At 63.9% G+C, this 17,051-nt stretch carries 14 protein-coding genes and 1 tRNA gene; 7 read left to right on the top strand and 8 right to left on the bottom strand.

The window, feature by feature from the left end; all coding sequences use genetic code 11:
* Positions 1 to 201: 201 nt before the first annotated feature.
* Positions 202 to 3,423, bottom strand: coding sequence for an FAD-binding and (Fe-S)-binding domain-containing protein (locus ACZYGA_RS05375; protein WP_479398541.1), 3,222 nt, complete (start codon positions 3,421 to 3,423; stop codon positions 202 to 204).
* A gap of 350 nt (positions 3,424 to 3,773) precedes the next feature.
* Between ACZYGA_RS05375 and ACZYGA_RS05370 the strand changes: the two genes are divergently transcribed.
* The 5 genes from ACZYGA_RS05370 (at position 3,774) to ACZYGA_RS05350 (ending at position 10,188) form a co-directional block, all read left to right on the top strand.
* Positions 3,774 to 4,631: a pyrroline-5-carboxylate reductase family protein gene (locus ACZYGA_RS05370; RefSeq protein WP_077371804.1), complete on the top strand. Its 858-nt coding sequence runs from the start codon at positions 3,774 to 3,776 to the stop codon at positions 4,629 to 4,631.
* A 197-nt stretch (positions 4,632 to 4,828) separates the two neighbouring features.
* Positions 4,829 to 5,215, top strand: a complete 387-nt coding sequence (gene crcB / locus ACZYGA_RS05365) for a fluoride efflux transporter CrcB (protein ID WP_479398540.1) — start codon at positions 4,829 to 4,831, stop codon at positions 5,213 to 5,215.
* A 135-nt stretch (positions 5,216 to 5,350) separates the two neighbouring features.
* On the top strand, positions 5,351 to 6,628 hold the full coding sequence (gene serS / locus ACZYGA_RS05360) for a serine--tRNA ligase (RefSeq protein ID WP_077371807.1): 1,278 nt from the start codon (positions 5,351 to 5,353) through the stop codon (positions 6,626 to 6,628).
* A 604-nt stretch (positions 6,629 to 7,232) separates the two neighbouring features.
* The gene (gene cobA, locus ACZYGA_RS05355) at positions 7,233 to 8,030 is read left to right on the top strand and encodes a uroporphyrinogen-III C-methyltransferase (protein WP_255304421.1); all 798 of its coding nucleotides are present in this window, start codon (positions 7,233 to 7,235) and stop codon (positions 8,028 to 8,030) included.
* A gap of 328 nt (positions 8,031 to 8,358) precedes the next feature.
* Positions 8,359 to 10,188: an acyl-CoA dehydrogenase C-terminal domain-containing protein gene (locus ACZYGA_RS05350; RefSeq protein ID WP_479398538.1), complete on the top strand. Its 1,830-nt coding sequence runs from the start codon at positions 8,359 to 8,361 to the stop codon at positions 10,186 to 10,188.
* A 150-nt stretch (positions 10,189 to 10,338) separates the two neighbouring features.
* Here ACZYGA_RS05350 and ACZYGA_RS05345 read toward each other — a convergent pair whose 3' ends face one another.
* Together ACZYGA_RS05345 and ACZYGA_RS05340 are read right to left on the bottom strand one after the other, a co-directional pair.
* Entirely contained in the window at positions 10,339 to 10,884 is a 546-nt protein-coding gene (locus ACZYGA_RS05345) for an Mpo1 family 2-hydroxy fatty acid dioxygenase (RefSeq protein ID WP_479398537.1), read from the bottom strand.
* A 232-nt stretch (positions 10,885 to 11,116) separates the two neighbouring features.
* Positions 11,117 to 11,569, bottom strand: coding sequence for a GreA/GreB family elongation factor (locus ACZYGA_RS05340; protein WP_191236657.1), 453 nt, complete (start codon positions 11,567 to 11,569; stop codon positions 11,117 to 11,119).
* Positions 11,570 to 11,785: 216 nt separating this feature from the next.
* On the opposite strand from ACZYGA_RS05340, the gene ACZYGA_RS05335 reads away from it, so the two are divergent.
* Together ACZYGA_RS05335 and ACZYGA_RS05330 are read left to right on the top strand one after the other, a co-directional pair.
* Positions 11,786 to 12,112, top strand: coding sequence for a YnfA family protein (locus tag ACZYGA_RS05335; RefSeq protein WP_077371819.1), 327 nt, complete (start codon positions 11,786 to 11,788; stop codon positions 12,110 to 12,112).
* 227 nt (positions 12,113 to 12,339) lie between these two features.
* On the top strand, positions 12,340 to 12,711 hold the full coding sequence (locus ACZYGA_RS05330) for a hypothetical protein (RefSeq protein ID WP_479398536.1): 372 nt from the start codon (positions 12,340 to 12,342) through the stop codon (positions 12,709 to 12,711).
* A gap of 348 nt (positions 12,712 to 13,059) precedes the next feature.
* Here ACZYGA_RS05330 and ACZYGA_RS05325 read toward each other — a convergent pair.
* The 5 genes from ACZYGA_RS05325 to ACZYGA_RS05305 all read right to left on the bottom strand — a co-directional run bounded on the left by ACZYGA_RS05325 (position 13,060) and on the right by ACZYGA_RS05305 (position 17,043).
* Positions 13,060 to 13,144: transfer RNA gene (locus tag ACZYGA_RS05325), tRNA-Leu, on the bottom strand.
* Between the two features lie 90 nt (positions 13,145 to 13,234).
* Entirely contained in the window at positions 13,235 to 14,026 is a 792-nt protein-coding gene (gene bioD, locus ACZYGA_RS05320) for a dethiobiotin synthase (protein ID WP_077371825.1), read from the bottom strand.
* A 38-nt stretch (positions 14,027 to 14,064) separates the two neighbouring features.
* On the bottom strand, positions 14,065 to 14,892 hold the full coding sequence (locus tag ACZYGA_RS05315) for a methyltransferase domain-containing protein (protein ID WP_479398534.1): 828 nt from the start codon (positions 14,890 to 14,892) through the stop codon (positions 14,065 to 14,067).
* A 1-nt stretch (position 14,893) separates the two neighbouring features.
* The gene (locus ACZYGA_RS05310; protein WP_479398532.1) at positions 14,894 to 15,715 is read right to left on the bottom strand and encodes an alpha/beta hydrolase family protein; all 822 of its coding nucleotides are present in this window, start codon (positions 15,713 to 15,715) and stop codon (positions 14,894 to 14,896) included.
* The gene (locus tag ACZYGA_RS05305) at positions 15,712 to 17,043 is read right to left on the bottom strand and encodes an aminotransferase class I/II-fold pyridoxal phosphate-dependent enzyme (RefSeq protein ID WP_479398531.1); all 1,332 of its coding nucleotides are present in this window, start codon (positions 17,041 to 17,043) and stop codon (positions 15,712 to 15,714) included. The genes ACZYGA_RS05310 and ACZYGA_RS05305 overlap by 4 nt, the downstream gene beginning before the upstream one ends.
* Positions 17,044 to 17,051: the final 8 nt, after the last annotated feature.

Genomic DNA, 17,051 nt, shown 5'->3' with positions numbered 1-17,051 from the left:
TTCCTTGGAGTCAGCGAAAATGAGCGGTGCCACTGACGCGGTCACCGCTCATCGAATCGTCTTGTCTCGGCCAGATGCCAACATCACGGCTGGCCGGAAGGGCGCAGACTAGCGATTGATTCCGTGGTATGCAACGTCGCGTTGCCTTATCGCGCTCCCCTCATGTCATTCTTCCTGCACGGCCACTGGGCCCCCTGGCAGTCACTGCGCGCGACGCACCAGTGGCAGCAGCGCCTGGAGGGGATGCGGCAGCTGACGTTCGGAGAAGCGTTTGCTCTGGCTGCGACAGGAATAACCACTGGCCACCAGCTTGCCCTGATTGGCCTCGTCCTCGACCACCGCCTTCCACGACAGCTCATAGATGGCACGTGAGGTCTCGAGATTGCGCGCTTCGTGACCATAGGTGCCGGACATGCCGCAGCAGCCGGTGGAGAGTGTCTCGAGGCTGAGACCAAAGGCGGCATACACCTGCTGCCAGGCCTTGGCGGACCCCGGCGCATTGGTGCTCTCGGTACAGTGGCTCAGGAGTGTCAGGCCCGGGTCCATCTTGCCCAGCACCGTCTTGGTGACACCCACCGGCAGCAGCTTGCGCAGGCTGATCAGCCACTCCTGAAGCAGCAGGACATCCGGCACGGCGTCCGGGCCGAGGGTCTTCACATACTCCTGACGATAGGTCAGGGTCATCGCCGGGTCGATGCCGACCAGCGGCACGCCGAAATCGGCGATCGCCTTGAGACGCTTGGCCTGGGCGCGCGCGGTGCGCTGGAAGGCGCCGGTGAAGCCCTGTACCTGCAGCGGCTTGCCATTGGGGGCGAAGGGCGCGACGAACACCCGAATGTCGAGTCGTGACAGCAGCTCGATGATGTCCATCACCAGCTGGGCCTCGAAGTGGCTGGTGAAGGCGTCCTGCACCAGGATCACGCTTCTGGCCTTCTGGGACTCGGTCAGGCGGCCGAGCTGGGTCGGGGTCGCCTCCGAGACGCCCCAGCTCTTGAGCTGTCTGCGCAGACTGGCGCGCGACAGGCGTGGGGCATCGACCATGCCGATCGGGCCTTCCAGCAGACGACTGACCAGGCGATTGGACAGCAGGCCGTTGTAGAGCGGCGTGACGCGTTCGGCCCACGGCAGCACGAACTCTAGGCTGCCGATCAGGTAATCGCGCAGCGGACGCTGATAGCGATGGTGATAGACCTCGAGGAAGCGGCTGCGGAAATCCGGCACGTTGACCTTGATCGGACACTGGCCCGCGCAGGACTTGCACGCCAGACAGCCGGCCATCGCCTGATAGACCTGCTGATCGAAGCCGGCCTCCTGAGCGCCAGTCTGCGTCTGTCCACCACGACGCGCCTTCAGCGAAGCGCCGATGCGGGTCGGCAGACGCGCCAGCCACAGGCCGGCCCCCTTGAGGCCCGGCGTCCGGGCGGCCTGCGCCTCGGCGATCACGTCACGTCCGGCATTGCCTTCCAGACGTAGCCATTCACGCATCAGGCTGGCGCGCCCCTTGGGCGAATGGATGCGCTGACGCGTCGCCTTCCAGGACGGGCACATGGCGTCGTTGGGGTCGTAGTTGTAGCAGGCACCGTTGCCGTTGCAGTAGACGGCGCTGGCGTATTCCTGCCACACGCGTTCATCGATCTGGCGATCGAGATCGCCGCGCATGGTCACGTCATCGATGCGCATCAAGCGGGGGTCGAAGGCCTCGACGGCGCTGTCAGCGTGATCACGCTTGTCGCTCTCGCTCTCGCTCTCACCTTCGCTGGCGCCAGCGTCGTCGACCAGAGTGGCTGACAGGCGGGGCGAGGTGATCTTGCCCGGGTTGAGCTGATTGCGCGGGTCGAAGGCCGCCTTCACGTCCTGCAGCGCCCCATAGAGGCTGCCGAAGAAGCGGGGGGCATATTCCGAGCGCACGCCCTTGCCGTGTTCGCCCCACAGCAGGCCACCGTACTTGTGGGTGAGGGCGGCGACCTCGTCGGAGATCTCGCGAATCATCGCCTGCTGGGCGGGGTCCTTCATGTCGAGTGCCGGGCGTACGTGCAGCACGCCGGCATCGACATGCCCGAACATGCCATAACGCAGGCCGCGGGCATCGAGAGCGGCGCGGAATTCGGCGATGTAGTCCGCCAGATGCTCCGGCGGAACGGCCGTGTCCTCGACGAAGGGCAGCGGACGGGCTTCCCCCTCGACATTGCCCAGCAAGCCCACCGAGCGCTTGCGCATGCCATAGACGCGACTGATCTGCGCACGCCCACGCGCTTCGGTGAAGCCGAGGCGCTCGACGCTGGTGTCACTGGCCAGATGCTCGCTGAAGGCGGCCACCTTGGCGTCCAGTGCCGCTTCGCTGTCGGCATTGAATTCGATCAGGTTGATGCCGCCGATGGCCGGGGAGCCCTCGGCACTGGCCGGGAAGAATTCCTCGACGCTGTCCCACACGAAATCCTGCATGGCCAGGTTGAGCACGGTGTCATCCACCGTCTCGATGGAAGTCGGACGGTTGCCCTCGACCGCCATCAGCGTCTTGGCGTCGCGCAGCGCGTCCATGAAGCTCGCGTAGCGCAGGTTGATCAGCGTCGAGCAGGGCGCGATGGGCAGGGCATTCAGTTCGGCCTCGACCACGAAGCCCAGCGTGCCCTCGGCGCCGCACAGCAGACTGTTGAGGTTGAAGCGCCCATCGGCCTCGCGCAGGTGGGCGAGGTCGTAGCCGGTCAGGCAGCGATTGAGCGGCGGGAAGATGTCGGCGATTTCCTCGGCACGCTCATCGGCGATGGCGCGCGCGGTGCGGTAGATCTCACCGACGCGATCCTCACGCGCACACAGTGTCTCGAGCTCGGCATCGTCGATGGCATGGCTCGCCAGTCGCGTGCCATCCAGCAGCACGCTGTCGAGCGTGATCACGTGGTCACGAGTCTTGCCGTATTCACAGCTCCCCTGGCCGGACGCATCGGTATTGATCATGCCGCCGATGGTGGCACGATTGGAGGTCGAGAGTTCCGGGGCGAAGAACAGACCATGCGGCTTGAGCGCGGCATTGAGCTGATCCTTCACCACGCCGGCCTCGACCCGTACGCGGCGCTTCTCGACATCGATCTCGAGAATGCGGTTCATGTGGCGCGACACATCCACCAGCACACCATCATTGAGTGACTGGCCATTGGTGCCGGTACCGCCGCCACGCGGTGCCAGGGTGACCGCCGCGAAGCGGGGGTCGTTGGACAGCCGCGCGATGCACTGGATGTCCTCGGCATGACGTGGATAGACCACGGCCTGAGGCAGTACCTGATACAGTGAGTTGTCAGTCGACAACACGGTACGGTTGGCGTAGTCCGGACTGATGTCACCGGCAAAGCCTGCATCGCGCAGGGCGGCCAGGAAGTCCAGGTAGAGGGCATCGACGGGGGCAGGCGTATCCAGCAGGCGTTCGGTCATGATCTCGCTCGGGCAGTGAGTCGCGTCAGGCAGGCCACGTGGGCCGATGTGCCTAAGCTTACCTGAGCTGAAGGCGTGGCCCCAGCCTCAAGGGGCATCCTGCGCTGTTCCGTCAGGATAATCCGGTCATCCGAGTCAGGACTGACTACGCTAGAAAGGGGCTAGATCGCCGGGAAGTTCCCGCCACGTCTCGTTGTGGCACGCCCCTTCATGCGGGAGCTTCTCGAGGCAATCCCCCTTGCCGCATCCTCTGCCGTGAAGGAGCTACCGATGCAGGATATCGGCAGAGGCACCATCGACCGACACCCTTGTGGTTTGCTCGTTTCCTTTCTCTCAGCAGGAGCCGTTCCATGGCATCGTCATCCTATCCCTCGACCTCCACCTGCCATCGCGAATCCCGTCAGCCTCCTACGCGACTGGGGGTGCTGGGCGTGGGAGAACTGGCGGAGTCTCTTCTGGTCGCGCTGGCGCGAGGCTGCCTGCGCGATGGGCGCTCGCGGCATGATCTCGAGTTCCACCTCTCGCCGCGCAATGATGTCCGCAGCCACCGTCTGGGCTGGCGTTTCGGTGCCGTCCGCCACGCCAGCAACGTCGCGGTATGCGAAGCCAGCCTCTGCGTGTTGGTCGGGGTCCGACCGCAGCAGCTGGAAGCGCTGGCCATGGAACTGCGTGAAAGCCGCGCTCTGAGCAAGGACCATCATCTGATGGTGATGGCGGCCGGTGTCTCACTCGCCAACCTGCAGCGCTGGTTCGCGCCGGCCAGGGTGGTGCGCGTGATGACGGGGCTGGCGGTGTCCGAGGGGCAGAGCGCGCTCACGCTCTATCCGGAAGACCCCCTCACGCGGGACCTGCTCAGTCCGGCAGTCCGGCAGGTGATTGCCTTCGAGGAAGAGGCCGCCTTCGAGGCCAGCATGCTGGCAGTCTGCGTGAATGCCTGGCAGCTGGCCCAGCAGCAGGCGCTGCTTGACTGGTTCCAGACTGTCCCCGGCATCACCGGGCCGCAGGCCCGCCAGTTGTTGATGACCCAGATGCGTGATGCCCTTGCCCTGATGGAAGCCCACCCCGATACCCCGCCGGGCGAGCTTGCCTCGCGCATCGGCACGCCCGGCACCTGGACGGCACGCGGGCTTGAGCAACTGGGCGGCAAGGACGGTGCCCACCATCGGTGGCAGCAAGTGCTGGATGGGCTGAGAAGCGAGCTGAACTGATTCCATGGCCGTCGGTCATCACGGGCGGCGAGTCATGCTTTGCTGAACCCGTCTTTCCCGTGACCCGAGTTCCCCGCGTCCCGCGATTTTCTTACACTGGCAGTCAATGACATGCCTCAGGTGCGGCTGCGTACCTGAGGCATGGTCTTGTATTTCGACAGCTGGACGAGCCGTTGGCGGCTCATGACATGAGGCAGATGCGAGACATGGGAACCTGGTTGGCAGTAGCAGCGGGCGGCGCCATCGGCGCTCTTGGACGTTATCTGGTCAGTGGCTGGATCACGGGAACGGCGGGTCGAGGGTTCCCCTGGGGGACGCTCGGGGTCAATCTCCTCGGCAGCTGCCTGATGGGCTTCCTGTTCATCTGGGTCACCCAGGAGCTCAAGCTTGCGCCTGTCTGGCATGCGATCATGGTGGCCGGCTTCACCGGCGCCTTCACCACCTTTTCCACCTTCGCCCTCGAAGCGCTCAATCTGATGATCAGCGGTCGCATGCTGGCAGGGCTGATCTACGTCGCGGTGAGCGTGGTGGCCTGTCTGGGCATGGTGGCGCTCGGCATGAAGCTCGCCCGCGCCCTGCTGTGAGCGACGGCCTGCCCCCGGGTGGCTGCCTCGGCATTGCGGCGGCTGCGAAGCGGGGCGTGGCTGAGGTAGACTAGTGCGCATGACCTTACCGTGCCGCGATGCGGCCTGAGTGAACTGACGAGAGAGCCTTCCCACATGCTGGACCCGAAACTTCTGCGCGCCGATCTTGACGCGACCGCCGAGCGCCTCGCACGTCGTGGCTATCAGCTGGATACCGAGGCCTTCGCCGCCCTGGAAGCGCGTCGCCGTGATCTGCAGATCGAGACCGAATCGCTGCAGAACGAGCGCAACACTCGCTCCAAGTCCATCGGCAATGCCAAGGCTCGCGGTGAAGATATCGCACCGCTGCTGGCGGAAGTCAGTGATCTGGGCGAGCGCCTCGACGCCGCCAAGAAAGAGCTCTCCGAGCTGCAGAGCAAGGCGGAGGCCATGGCCGCCAGCATCCCGAACCTGCCCAACGCCGACGTGCCGGAAGGCGCCGACGAGAATGACAATGTCGAGCTGCATCGCTGGGGCACCCCGCGTGAGTTCGATTTCGAGGTGCGTGATCACGTTGACCTCGGGGAACTCAAGGGGCAGCTCAACTTCGAGCTCGCCGCCAAGATCACCGGTTCACGCTTTGCCATCATGCACGGCTCCATCGCACGCCTGCATCGTGCGCTGGTGCAGTTCATGCTCGACAAGCAGACCCTCGAGCACGGTTACGAAGAGTTCTACGTGCCCTACATCGTCAACCGTGATTCCTTGATGGGCACCAGCCAGCTGCCCAAGTTCGAGGAAGACCTGTTCAAGCTCAATGACGATCGCGAATTCTTCCTGATCCCGACCGCCGAAGTGCCGCTGACCAACATGGTGCGCGACGAGATTCTCGACGCCAGCGATCTGCCGCTCAAGTTCACCGCGCATACGCCGTGCTTCCGCAGCGAGGCGGGTGCCTATGGTCGCGATACCCGCGGCATGATTCGCCAGCACCAGTTCGACAAGGTCGAGATGGTGCAGGTGGTCGAGGCGGACAAGAGCTATGACGCGCTGGAAGAGATGCGCGGCCATGCCGAGGCCATCCTGCAGGCGCTGGAGCTGCCGTACCGTGCCGTGACGCTGTGCACCGGCGACATGGGCTTCGCGGCGGCCAAGACCTATGACCTGGAAGTCTGGCTGCCGAGCCAGAATACCTATCGCGAGATTTCCTCCATCTCCAACTGCGAAGACTTCCAGGCACGTCGCATGCAGGCACGCGCCCGTGTCGAAGGACAGAAGAAGCCGCAGCTGGTACACACACTGAATGGCTCCGGCCTGGCGGTGGGACGTTGTCTGGTCGCGGTGCTCGAGAACCATCAGAATGCGGATGGTTCCATCAGCGTGCCGCAGGCGCTGCGCAGCTACATGGGCGGTGTGGACACCCTCAACGTCTGAGGCCCGCCGCGCAGCTCCGCTCGCGCCCCGAACCCCCGCTTCCTGCCGGAAGCGGGGGTTTTTCGTCTGCGGCTCTGCTACAACGTGCCTTCGGGGTCGTTATGCTTATTGGTTATTTTAGAGAGTGTTTCTTATGCTCTAAAATGCCGTTCATCGAAGGCTGCTATCCAGCCTCGCCCCGTTTGTGGATATGCCCATGGAATTTCTCAATCTCTCTTGTGATCCTTCACGACTCCAGCTGTGCCTGATCGGTGGTGGCCAGGAGGCGCTGGCGCTGGCCGAGCGCTTTGCCGGCCTGGGGGCGGATCTGTGTGTCTACGGCGATGCCCGAATGCCGGCGCTGGAGAGACTGTGCGGTCAAGAGGGCTGGGAAGTGGCCGATACGCTGTTGCCGGTGCCTGCACCCGGCCAGCTGTGGCTGGTCGTCACGGGCAGCGAGGGCCGGGACCGCGGTATCCTGCGCCACGCGCGTGAGCAGCACGTCATGGTGTTTGCGCCGCGTCATCCGGCGGACTCCAGCGTGCGTCTTCCGCCCCGGCTGGTCGCGGGCGAGGCGGTGTTGCCGGTGAAGGAGGAGGATCGCTTCACCGGCACGCATGGTCAGGTGGCGCTGGTCAGCGCCGGCCCCGGCGACCCGGAGCTTCTGACCCTCAAGGCATTGCGTCATCTGCAGCAGGCCGACGTGATCATCCATGACCGGCTGGTGAGTCACGAGATTCTGGCACTGGCCAGGCCTGAAGCCCGCCGGCTGTATGTCGGCAAGGCGCGCAGTGACCACAGCGTGCCCCAGGAAGGCATCAATCAGGCACTGGTGGACTATGCGCGCGCTGGCCATCGCGTCGTGCGCCTCAAGGGAGGCGATGCCTTCATCTTCGGGCGTGGTGGCGAGGAACTCGAGACGCTGGCGGATGCCGGGATCAGTTTCGAGGTGGTGCCAGGTATCACCGCGGCCTCCGGTTGCGCCGCCTACGCCGGGATTCCGCTGACCCACCGCGATCATGCCCAGTCGGTGCGTTTCGTCACCGGGCACCTCAAGGATGGCAGCTGTGACCTTGACTGGGAGGCGCTGGCACGCCCCGCCCAGACCCTGGTGTTCTACATGGGGCTGGGCAGTCTGGCGCTGATCTGCGAGCAGCTGATCCACCATGGTCTGGCGGCCAGCACGCCGATCGCGCTGGTGGAGCAGGGCACTACCGCGCGTCAGCGCGTGCATGTGGCGACTCTGGCGGAGATGCCGGCACAGGTGGCGGGGCAGGGGCTCAAGCCGCCGACGTTGATCATCGTCGGGGATGTCGTCAGCCTGCATGATTCCCTCAAGTGGTTCTCGCCGACGGCCGACAGCAGCCTTGGCTGGGAAGATGGCAAGCACCCGACGCCGCTGGCCCAGGTGAACACTGCCTGAGAGAGGTGAGGCTTCGAGCATTCAAGTAATCAAGTACTCAAGACGCCGCCCCGGTTCCTGCCGGGGCGGCGTCTTGCGTCATGAGGTCTCGTGGCGCGCAGCGAGCGTCGCGCGGTACGCCTTGGGCCAAGGTCGAGATGACGCAGACAGCGATTGCGCCTATTGTTTCAAGCAATCGTTTGAATCGCGGGTCGGACCCTGTCAGCGCTCCAGCGGCGCAGTGTCACGGTATTGCAGTGTCACGACGGAAGGCTCGCGGCCGACAGCACGCCATCACGAACCACGCCGTTGCAAGACGTCGTCGGAAGAGACCTGCAAGGAGAGTCACATGGCCAAGTATCAGGCACCGCTCAAGGATGCACGTTTCGTGCTCAACGAGGTATTCGCGGCCGAGCAGGAATGGGCGACCATGGAGGCCACTTCCGAGGTGAATGCGGAACTGGCCGAGGCGATACTCGAGGAAGGCGCGCGCGTGACCCAGGCAGAGCTGCTGCCGCTGAACCTGAGTGGTGATGCCGAGGGCGCGCGCTTCGAAGAGGGGCGTGTCACCACGCCCAAGGGCTTCAAGGAAGCCTATCGGGTGCTCGCCGAGGGTGGCTGGATGGGGTTGGGTGGCAACCCTGAATACGGCGGTCAGGGCATGCCAAAGATGCTCACCGTGGCCTTCGAGGAAATGCTCTACGCCACCAATACCAGCTTCGCGCTCTACCCGGCACTGAATGCCGGGGCCTGTCTGGCGATGGACAGTCATGCCCCTGAATCCGTCAAGCGGGTCTTTCTGCCGCGCATGTACGCCGGCGACTGGCTGGGCACCATGTGTCTGACCGAGCCTCACTGCGGGACGGACCTGGGCATGATCCGCACTCGTGCCGAGCCCCTCGAGGGTGATGACCCACTGCTGGGGCTGCCACGTTATCGCATTACCGGCACCAAGATCTGGATCACCGGTGGCGAGCACGACATGGTCGACAACATCGTGCATCTGGTGCTGGCCAAGCTGCCGGATGCGCCTTCCGGCACCCGCGGCATCTCGCTGTTTCTGGTCTCCAGGCAACTGCTCGATGCCGAGGGACAGCCCGCGGCATCGAATGCGGTCAGCTGTGGGTCCATCGAGCACAAGATGGGCATCAAGGGCAGCGCGACCTGCGTGATGAACTTCGATGGTGCCGAAGGGGTGTTGATCGGCGAGCCGCACCAGGGGCTGGCGGCGATGTTCACCATGATGAACTACGAGCGCCTCTCCATCGGTCTGCAAGGGCTGGGACTGGGGGAAGTGGCCTATCAGAGTGCGATGGATTTCGCTGCTGAACGTCTGCAGAGCCGCGCACCGACGGGCGCACAGGCACCAGACAAGCCGGCTGATCCGATTCTGGTTCACCCTGATGTTCGCCGCATGGCGCTGGAAACCCGTGTCTGGAACGAGTCCGGACGGGCCTTTGCCGTCTTCGTCGGTCAGCAGCTGGATCGCGTCAAGTATCACGCCGATGAAGCGGTGAAGGCTGATGCGGATGCACTGGTGCAATTCCTGACGCCGATCGCCAAGGCGCTGCTGACGGATCGTGGCTTCGATGCCACTGTCATGGCGCAACAGCTCTATGGCGGTAATGGTTATTGCGTGGAGTGGGGTGCCGAGCAGTACGTGCGTGATGCCCGCATCGCGATGATCTACGAAGGCACCAATGGGATCCAGGCGATGGATCTGGTCGGACGCAAGCTCTACCGCAATCGCGGGGCGTACGTGGCACGCTTTGCCGAGCAGGTCAGGGCCGAGCTTGAGGGGCAGGATGACGACGAGCGGACCCGGCCGTTCGCCGAGGCCTGCCAGCAGGAACTGGCGCGCCTGGAGCGTGTCGCCGAGCAGTTGCTGGCCCGCGCGGATGATAATCCCGAGGAATTGGGGGCAGCGGCCTGCGATTTCCTCGACCTGGCCGGGCTGTGTGTCTACAGCTATCTGTGGTTGCGCATGGCGCGCGCCGCGGTACAGGGATTGGCGACATCGGGTGCCAGCGGGGAGGATTTCTACCGTCGCAAGCTGGCCATGGGCAACTACTTCGTCCAGCGGGTCTTGCCGCGCGCCGTCGCGCTGGAAGCCCAGATCGCGGCAGGTGCTGCACCGCTGATGGCCTTCCGTCTCGAGGATTTCGATCCGGCGCAGTGAGCCGTGCCGGTACGGCGAGCCATGCGATGATTCGGGCAACGGCTCATTCGTGACACTCTGAAACGCAAACGCCCAGCGATCCTTCCGGATCGCTGGGCGTTTGCGTTTCAGGCCTTTGCATTGCAGATCTTTGCATGGCAGAGGGCGGACTCAGGCGTCGTCAGAGGAGGATTTGGATGCGAGAAGCCAGTCACGCAGGTCGGGAAACAGTTCGACAAGTACGAACAGCGGGCCGATGAGAAGCTGGCGCAGGTCATCGAGAAATGCGGGTTTTCGCCCCTCGAGACGGTGGCCGATGATCTGACCGACCCAGGCAAGCAGGAAGATTGCCACCATCAACGGGACCACTGGCCAGCGTAGGCCAAGCATCGCGAACATCGCGGCAAGACTGATCAGGCTCCAGACCAGCATCACCAGCGATGCGCGCCACGAGAGTCGGGCATAGAACCCGAGCGCAGCGAGGGTCAGCAGGCCGCCGGGCAGCATCCACAGTCCCGCGCCGGGTTCGCTGGACATCCCCTGGCCCCCCAGCAGCCGCCAGACAAGGATCAGCGTCGCGGTGAAGATGAGCGGTACACAGATGAGATGCAGACGAATATTGTCGGGGTGCCGATGGCTGGCCGAGTAGTGGGCCAGCGATTCCTTGAGGCGCGCCTGAGCGCCAAGACTCATGTGCGAGTGCGATGAGATGCCCATGTGAAGATCTCCTGACAGACATGATGAGTGCCCGGCTGGCGCGTGCGCAGCGGGATAGGTGGCGTGGGGAGGTCAGAGAGCATTGGCGTGATGCAGCAAGGTCCGGCAACCCTGCTGACTTTCATCATAGCGTATCGTGTCGGCCGGCAGGGCACAGGGCGGCTGTCAGCCTGGCCGGTCTGGGGTCTGCCGCGCCAGCGCGGGCGAGAAGGCGACAGCGCTGGCGGCGAATTCAGAGGTGGAACTGACCACAGGCCTCTGGCTGATGCAGGATGGCATCGACACGGATGATGTCGCTCAGGCCATCCTCGCAGGGCAGGGTGATCTGCTCGCCGACAGCCAGTCCCAGCAGGGCGATCCCCAGGGGGGACATGATGCACAGCGGGGCTATGGCCGACTGGAGGGAAGGCGCGGTGGAGCCGAAGGCGAACGGAATGCATTCCTCGCTTGCGGGGTCTGGATAACGCAGCATCAGTTCATGATGGCCAGAGCGAGAGCCGGTGAGGCGCAGATGACTGCGCATGCTGACGTGATTGTTCGGGAAGTCATCCGGTGGCACGATCTCCGCCTGAATCAGGCGGCTTTCCAGGCGGGTTGCCAGCTCGTCATCATGCTGCTGGCTATCGATCAGGCGCTGAATGCGATCCGCATCCAGACGGTTGATGATCAGACGTGGCCGAGTCATCTGCAGGTTCCTTGTCATCACGTCGCGTCGCGCTATGCTGCGCCGCAAGACGTCGCCAATCCTGGCATTGTTTTCGTGGGAAGCGGTTGGCGTCCGGGTGGCCCCGAGGTTCCTGTCAGCCGCAGGTCAATCCTATTCGCTTTTTCTCGTACAGGGGAGTCGTCTGATCACGACAGGTGATGAGGCGCTGTCATCTTTCCCTGCAAGGATATCGTCATGGCAATCGTATGGATCTATCCCTTGGCGGCACTGGCGGAAATTGCCGGCTGTTTCGCCTTCTGGGCGTGGTGGAAACTGGATCGCAGCCCTTTGTGGCTGATCCCGGGCATGATGAGCCTTGGTGCGTTTGCCTGGTTGCTGTCGCTGGTGGATGTCGATCAGGCGGGGCGAGCCTTTGCCATCTATGGTGGGGTATATATCGTCACCTCGCTGCTCTGGCTCTGGCTGGTGGAGCAACAGGTGCCGGGTCGCTGGGATCTGCTCGGCTCGCTGGTCTGCCTGCTGGGCAGTGCGCTGATTCTGTGGGGAGGGCGGGCGCAGTGAGTCCGCGGGCGGGCTCGCTGAGCCGGTCCCTGAACGCCTGGCGCTGATGGCGTGATCGCCCGCTGCAGCAGGCCGATCTTGTAGGACGAAGGTCCCATGACGGATGTCGGGAATGGAGGATTCCGTCAAGGCGCTACACCCCTTGCGCACCAGCGCGTTAGTATCAGAAGGACTCATGCTTTATTACCAGGATGCTGGATCACTGATGGATGCACCGAGACACCAACATGACAAGTGAACTGCTGTGGGGCCTTGGTGGGATAGTGCTTGGCGGCTTCGTCGGATTCTTGCTCGCACGCCATCTACCGCGTCGTCACGAGTGGAATGCTGCCGTGAGGCCACTGCTTGCGACACTTCGCGAGGCTGAGCCCGAGGTCATCGCCGGCAGACCGCTTGAGGTGCCCGGAGATCAGCTCGAGGCATTCCGTGCCGTGGCCTCGCACAAGGCGTTCTATCGCTTCACCAGCGGTGTCGAGTATCTGAATCTGCAACTGGCAGCGGCCGGTGAGGCGTATCATGATCGTCATGAGCAACAGGCACTTCTGGACGACGCGCGCCTGACGCTGGCGACGCTGCAGGACAGGCTGAGGCCTCGTTGAGCCAGACAAAGACAGCGAGGATGTCGTTTCCTCGATGCAAGCGATTGGACGCTGAAAGGGGGCGCTGAATCCGACAGGGAAACGACTGGAGTGTGACGACAGAGGGAGAAGCCAAGGGGAAACGGCTAGCGAGAACGGCAAGGGGAAATGACGGAGTACACAAGCCCGACGCCATGGGAATGCAGCGTGCGGCAAGCCACTACGAGAGATCGCGATACGCGTGAGAAGCACATGGAAAGTCGTATCCCATGAAAGGTCGCATCATGTGGACAGCGGACTGATGGAGCAGGGGATAGATCAGGAAAGACAGAGAGGATGCTTCGAGAGGGCATCAGCAGGATGTGCTGATGGTGCGGAAGGGGGGACTCGAACCCCCACACCTTGCGGCACCAGAACCTAAATCTGGCGTGTCTACCAATTCCACCACTTCCGCGAGAAGCTGGCGTGCATTTTACCTGCGATGCCTTTCAAGTCAATCGCTTGTGGCCAATTATCCCTTGAGGGAGGCCATAGCGACGGCTTGTCAGTCATGGTGGCCATGTTGGCTGCGTGACTCGAGTCCGCAGGGCAATTGCAGATAGCTCGCGGCGCGTTCTGCCGCATGGCGGCTGTCAGTGAGGTCATCATCACGCACCCAAGGCACCACGCCGAGACAGGGCGCTTTCAGCGTGCGCGACAACGTCGCCATGTTGTCTTCACTGACTTCCATGTCGGCTTCCAGATGGTTGATGACATAGCCTGCCACCTCAAGCCCATCGCGCTCGATGGCTTCCAGGGTCAAACGTGCATGATTGATGCACCCGAGTCTCAGGCCTACCACCAGGATCACCGGTAGCCCCAAGGCGATGGCCAGATCCGAGAAATCTTCCTCGTCATTGAGCGGAACGCGCCAGCCGCCTGCTCCCTCGATCAAGGTCAGGTCACGCGGGGCCGTCTCGCGCTGGTGACGAATGTGTCGAGAGATCCTGGCCACTTCGAGACTCACGCCTGCCTGGCGTGCGGCGATGTGTGGCGCGATGGCCGGAGCGAATCGCCAGGGATTGATGCTCTCGTAATCCGCGGGCGGCTCGCACTGTGCCTGCAGCGACAGGGCATCGGCATTGACCAGCCCGTCGTGACTCTCGAAACAATCTGACGCCACGGGCTTGAGTCCGAGAGTGCTCAGGCCCCGCATGCGGGCACGAGCCAGCAAGGCGCTTGCGATGAAGGTCTTGCCGATTTCCGTGTCGGTGCCGGTCACGAAGGCCGCGATGCCGTGGGGGATGGCATGGGAGGCGGAAGGCTGGCTGGTATTGCTCAAGTGCGCTGATGGCATTTCGTTATCTTTCTGCAAAGTGTTCGCGTTGATGTTTGTCAGTCTGTGACTGATTTTTCCATGACAAGTTCAATGACTTGATAGCTTACAGGTAATCCTTGCGATGTGCGAAGCGCCTCGTGTCGGGCGGTCGCCTGGGCCAGATCCGCACGTGTCAGGCGATACCCGCTCGCTGTCTGGGCGCCTATTCCCTTGATGGAGCGCATCACGGCCGAGACGTCAGGATAATGGAAGACATGACGATGTGTCTGACAATGCACCTTGAGGCCAGTGCGCCGTGCCCAGTCGATCAGCTGCTCTCGGGAGGGAAAGTGTCGGACCGAGTCATCCTGTCGCTGCCAGGCATGGCGGATCTCTGCCAATGTGCCTGGTCCGAGCGTATTGATGTGCGCCCTGCCACCCGGCTTCAGAGCACGCGCAAGCTCCCCCAGCCAATGGCGGGGGGTGTGGCACCATTGCACTGCCAGGCTCGAGAACACCAGGTCCAGACTGTTGTCGGCCACTGGCAGGCGCTCGGCATCGCCGCGCAACCAGTGGATAGGAGGTTGCGAGTTGCCCAGTGTCATGTGCCGAGGCGGCGTGTCGGGGGATCTCGAGGCCTCTCTGAGCATGGCCATCGACAGATCCAGCCCCAGGCAACGTGCGGTGGGGTAGTGGCACGCCAGCTCACGTGTCCACTGGCCGGGGCCGCACCCCAGGTCCAGCACCACCGCAGCATCCGGAAGCGTTGTCGGCAAGGTCTCGAACAATCGGCTGGCCATGACATGCTGGGCGCGTGCCAGGGTGAGGTATTCGCTCGCGCCGCGATCGAAGGCCTGAGCGATACGCTGGCGCGACGTCGCGTGGGGCAGGGTCACCATCTGCATCTCAGTCTTCTTCCCTTGCAACGACGACATGGCCCATGCGAGTCAGCAGGGCATCGGCCAGGTCATCATGGTGATTCAGTGGCAGACAATGTCCGCCGCAATATTCCACCACCTGATGGCCGTGATCACGCAGTGCCTCGGCAAGTCCCGGTGCCAGCAATGGATCATCCCGGCCCAGCCAGAACTCGAGATTCGGACCTGCTCGTGTCAGTGACATTCGCCGCGTGGCCAGCTCCTCGAGCCCTGCCGAGAGTGCATCGACAGAGCTTTCAGGGCGAGTGCCGATCAATTCACGCAACTGCCGCAGGCAGTCGCGCGGGTCAGGCTCGCCACTGGCCTGCCAGCGCAGGAAATGCTGCCAGCTGGCGAGCGGAGAGCGGGCAAAGGCTGTCTGGAAAGTGGTGAGCGTGGTGCTGGGCAGTGCCGGAAGGGGCGCCGGGGACCTGCGATGAGCAAGAGTCGTCTCGGGAGTCGCGTGATCCGGCGTGATGAACGCCGGCCCCATGGCCAACGCGATGAGTGCCGCGGGCCGTTGGTCCATCGGCAGCGCAGTCGCGAGTGCCTCGGCGCGTAGCGCACCCAATGACCAGCCCAGCCACAGCGTGTCCGCTCCGCCGAGGTGCGAAGGAGCTGCTTCGGGATCGTCAGGCGCCGCAAGGGGCCAGTCTGCCGTCACGATCTCGATCGGGCGTGTCGCAGGTCCGGCAGTCCGCTCTCGTTCGGCAGCTTGCTGTCGCTCGGCCAGTCGCGTCTTCAAGGGTTGCCAGATGCGGGCATCGATACCCCAGCCGTTGAACAGCACCAGACGTGTCAATCGCGTCATGTCTCGGCCCCCGTGGTGGGTCTGGTAGTGCTCGATTCCAGCACCTCCCTGAGGGCGGCCAGCAGAGTCTCGACATCGTTCTCGCTGTGCGCGGCACTGAAGGTGAAGCGCAGGCGTGAACTGCCGGCTGGGACCGTCGGGGGGCGAATGGCAGATACCAGAATGCCTCGCTCGCGCAGTGCCGCGCTCCAGGCAAGGGCACGAGTTTCGCTACCGAGTATCAGTGGCTGGATCGGTGTCATCGGGTCAGTGAGGAGCGAGGGGGCGCCTGCCGTCACCGGGGGCAGGCCGAGCGCCAGATCACTGCCTGCCAGCAGAGCTGCACACCCCTCGCGAAACTGTCGTACGCGCGCCGCCAGGTGCTCGCGTCGCTGTGGTTCCTGCTCGACGATATCCAGCGCTGCCAGGGTGGCGGCAGCGACGTGCGGGGGTTGCGCCGTGGTGTAGATATACGGGCGGGCCAGCTGGATCAGGCTTTCGATCAATGCCTCGCTGCCGGCGACGAAGGCGCCAGCGCTGCCCAGGGCCTTGCCCAGCGTGCCCACCAATACCGGCACTTCGGCCAGCGGAGTGTCCCGTCCGACCAGTCCTTCGCCGTGCTCGCCCAGCACGCCCACCCCATGCGCATCGTCGATCATCAGCCAGGCGCCATGGCGAGCACATGCCCGAGCGAGGCCCGTGATATCGGCACAGTCGCCATCCATGCTGAACACGCCATCGCTGATCACCAGTCTGTCGTCGGCCTGTGAGCGTGCCAGCTGGCGCTCGAGATCCTCGAGGTCGCGATGATGGAAGCGGCGCGAGCGCACGGTTGAGTTGCCGGAGGATGCCAGCCGCGCGCCATCGAGGAGGCTGGCGTGGTTGAGACGGTCATGAAAGATCTCGAGAGTGCGCCCGGCCTCGCGCGAGGCGCTCGCGAGCGCATCGATCACGCCGAGATTGGCCATGAAGCCGGTGGAGAACAGCAGCGCACGCGGGCGTCCGGTCAATTTGGCCAGACGGGCTTCCAGCTGGTGGTGAGCGCGCTGGTGGCCATTGACCAGGTGAGCGCTGCCGCTGCCGACACCGAATTTCCGGGCTGCACGACAGCCGGCTTCGACCAGTGCCGGGTGGTTGGCCAGCCCCAGGTAGTCGTTGGCGGCGAAGTTGAGCAGCGGACGTGCCTCTTCATCTGCTGCCTGCCCGGAGAGGCTGACGTTGGGCCCCTGTGGGGAGCCCAGTGTCAGGCGCCGGCGATAGCGCCCGACCTGCTCGCGTCTGGCGAGCAGGTCGTCCAGGTGGGCGAAGCTTGCGCCGCCACTGGAGCGCGTGTGTGAGCGGGTGGGCATGTCGGTGG

Source organism: Cobetia sp. BL01 (assembly GCF_056493605.1).
The sequence above is the reverse complement of the archived record's forward strand: the minus strand, read 5'-3'. Positions and strand labels throughout refer to the sequence as shown.

Excerpts from the sequence above, each read along its gene's own strand:
- ACZYGA_RS05375 (WP_479398541.1), bottom strand. The coding sequence starts at position 3,423 with ATGACCGAACGCCTGCTGGATACGCCTGCCCCCGTCGATGCCCTCTAC.
- ACZYGA_RS05370 (WP_077371804.1), top strand. The coding sequence starts at position 3,774 with ATGGCATCGTCATCCTATCCCTCGACCTCCACCTGCCATCGCGAATCC.
- crcB (WP_479398540.1), top strand. The coding sequence starts at position 4,829 with ATGCGAGACATGGGAACCTGGTTGGCAGTAGCAGCGGGCGGCGCCATC.
- serS (WP_077371807.1), top strand. The coding sequence starts at position 5,351 with ATGCTGGACCCGAAACTTCTGCGCGCCGATCTTGACGCGACCGCCGAG.
- ACZYGA_RS05350 (WP_479398538.1), top strand. The coding sequence starts at position 8,359 with ATGGCCAAGTATCAGGCACCGCTCAAGGATGCACGTTTCGTGCTCAAC.
- ACZYGA_RS05345 (WP_479398537.1), bottom strand. The coding sequence starts at position 10,884 with ATGGGCATCTCATCGCACTCGCACATGAGTCTTGGCGCTCAGGCGCGC.
- ACZYGA_RS05340 (WP_191236657.1), bottom strand. The coding sequence starts at position 11,569 with ATGACTCGGCCACGTCTGATCATCAACCGTCTGGATGCGGATCGCATT.
- ACZYGA_RS05335 (WP_077371819.1), top strand. The coding sequence starts at position 11,786 with ATGGCAATCGTATGGATCTATCCCTTGGCGGCACTGGCGGAAATTGCC.
- ACZYGA_RS05330 (WP_479398536.1), top strand. The coding sequence starts at position 12,340 with ATGACAAGTGAACTGCTGTGGGGCCTTGGTGGGATAGTGCTTGGCGGC.
- bioD (WP_077371825.1), bottom strand. The coding sequence starts at position 14,026 with ATGCCATCAGCGCACTTGAGCAATACCAGCCAGCCTTCCGCCTCCCAT.
- ACZYGA_RS05315 (WP_479398534.1), bottom strand. The coding sequence starts at position 14,892 with ATGCAGATGGTGACCCTGCCCCACGCGACGTCGCGCCAGCGTATCGCT.
- ACZYGA_RS05310 (WP_479398532.1), bottom strand. The coding sequence starts at position 15,715 with ATGACGCGATTGACACGTCTGGTGCTGTTCAACGGCTGGGGTATCGAT.
- ACZYGA_RS05305 (WP_479398531.1), bottom strand. The coding sequence starts at position 17,043 with ATGCCCACCCGCTCACACACGCGCTCCAGTGGCGGCGCAAGCTTCGCC.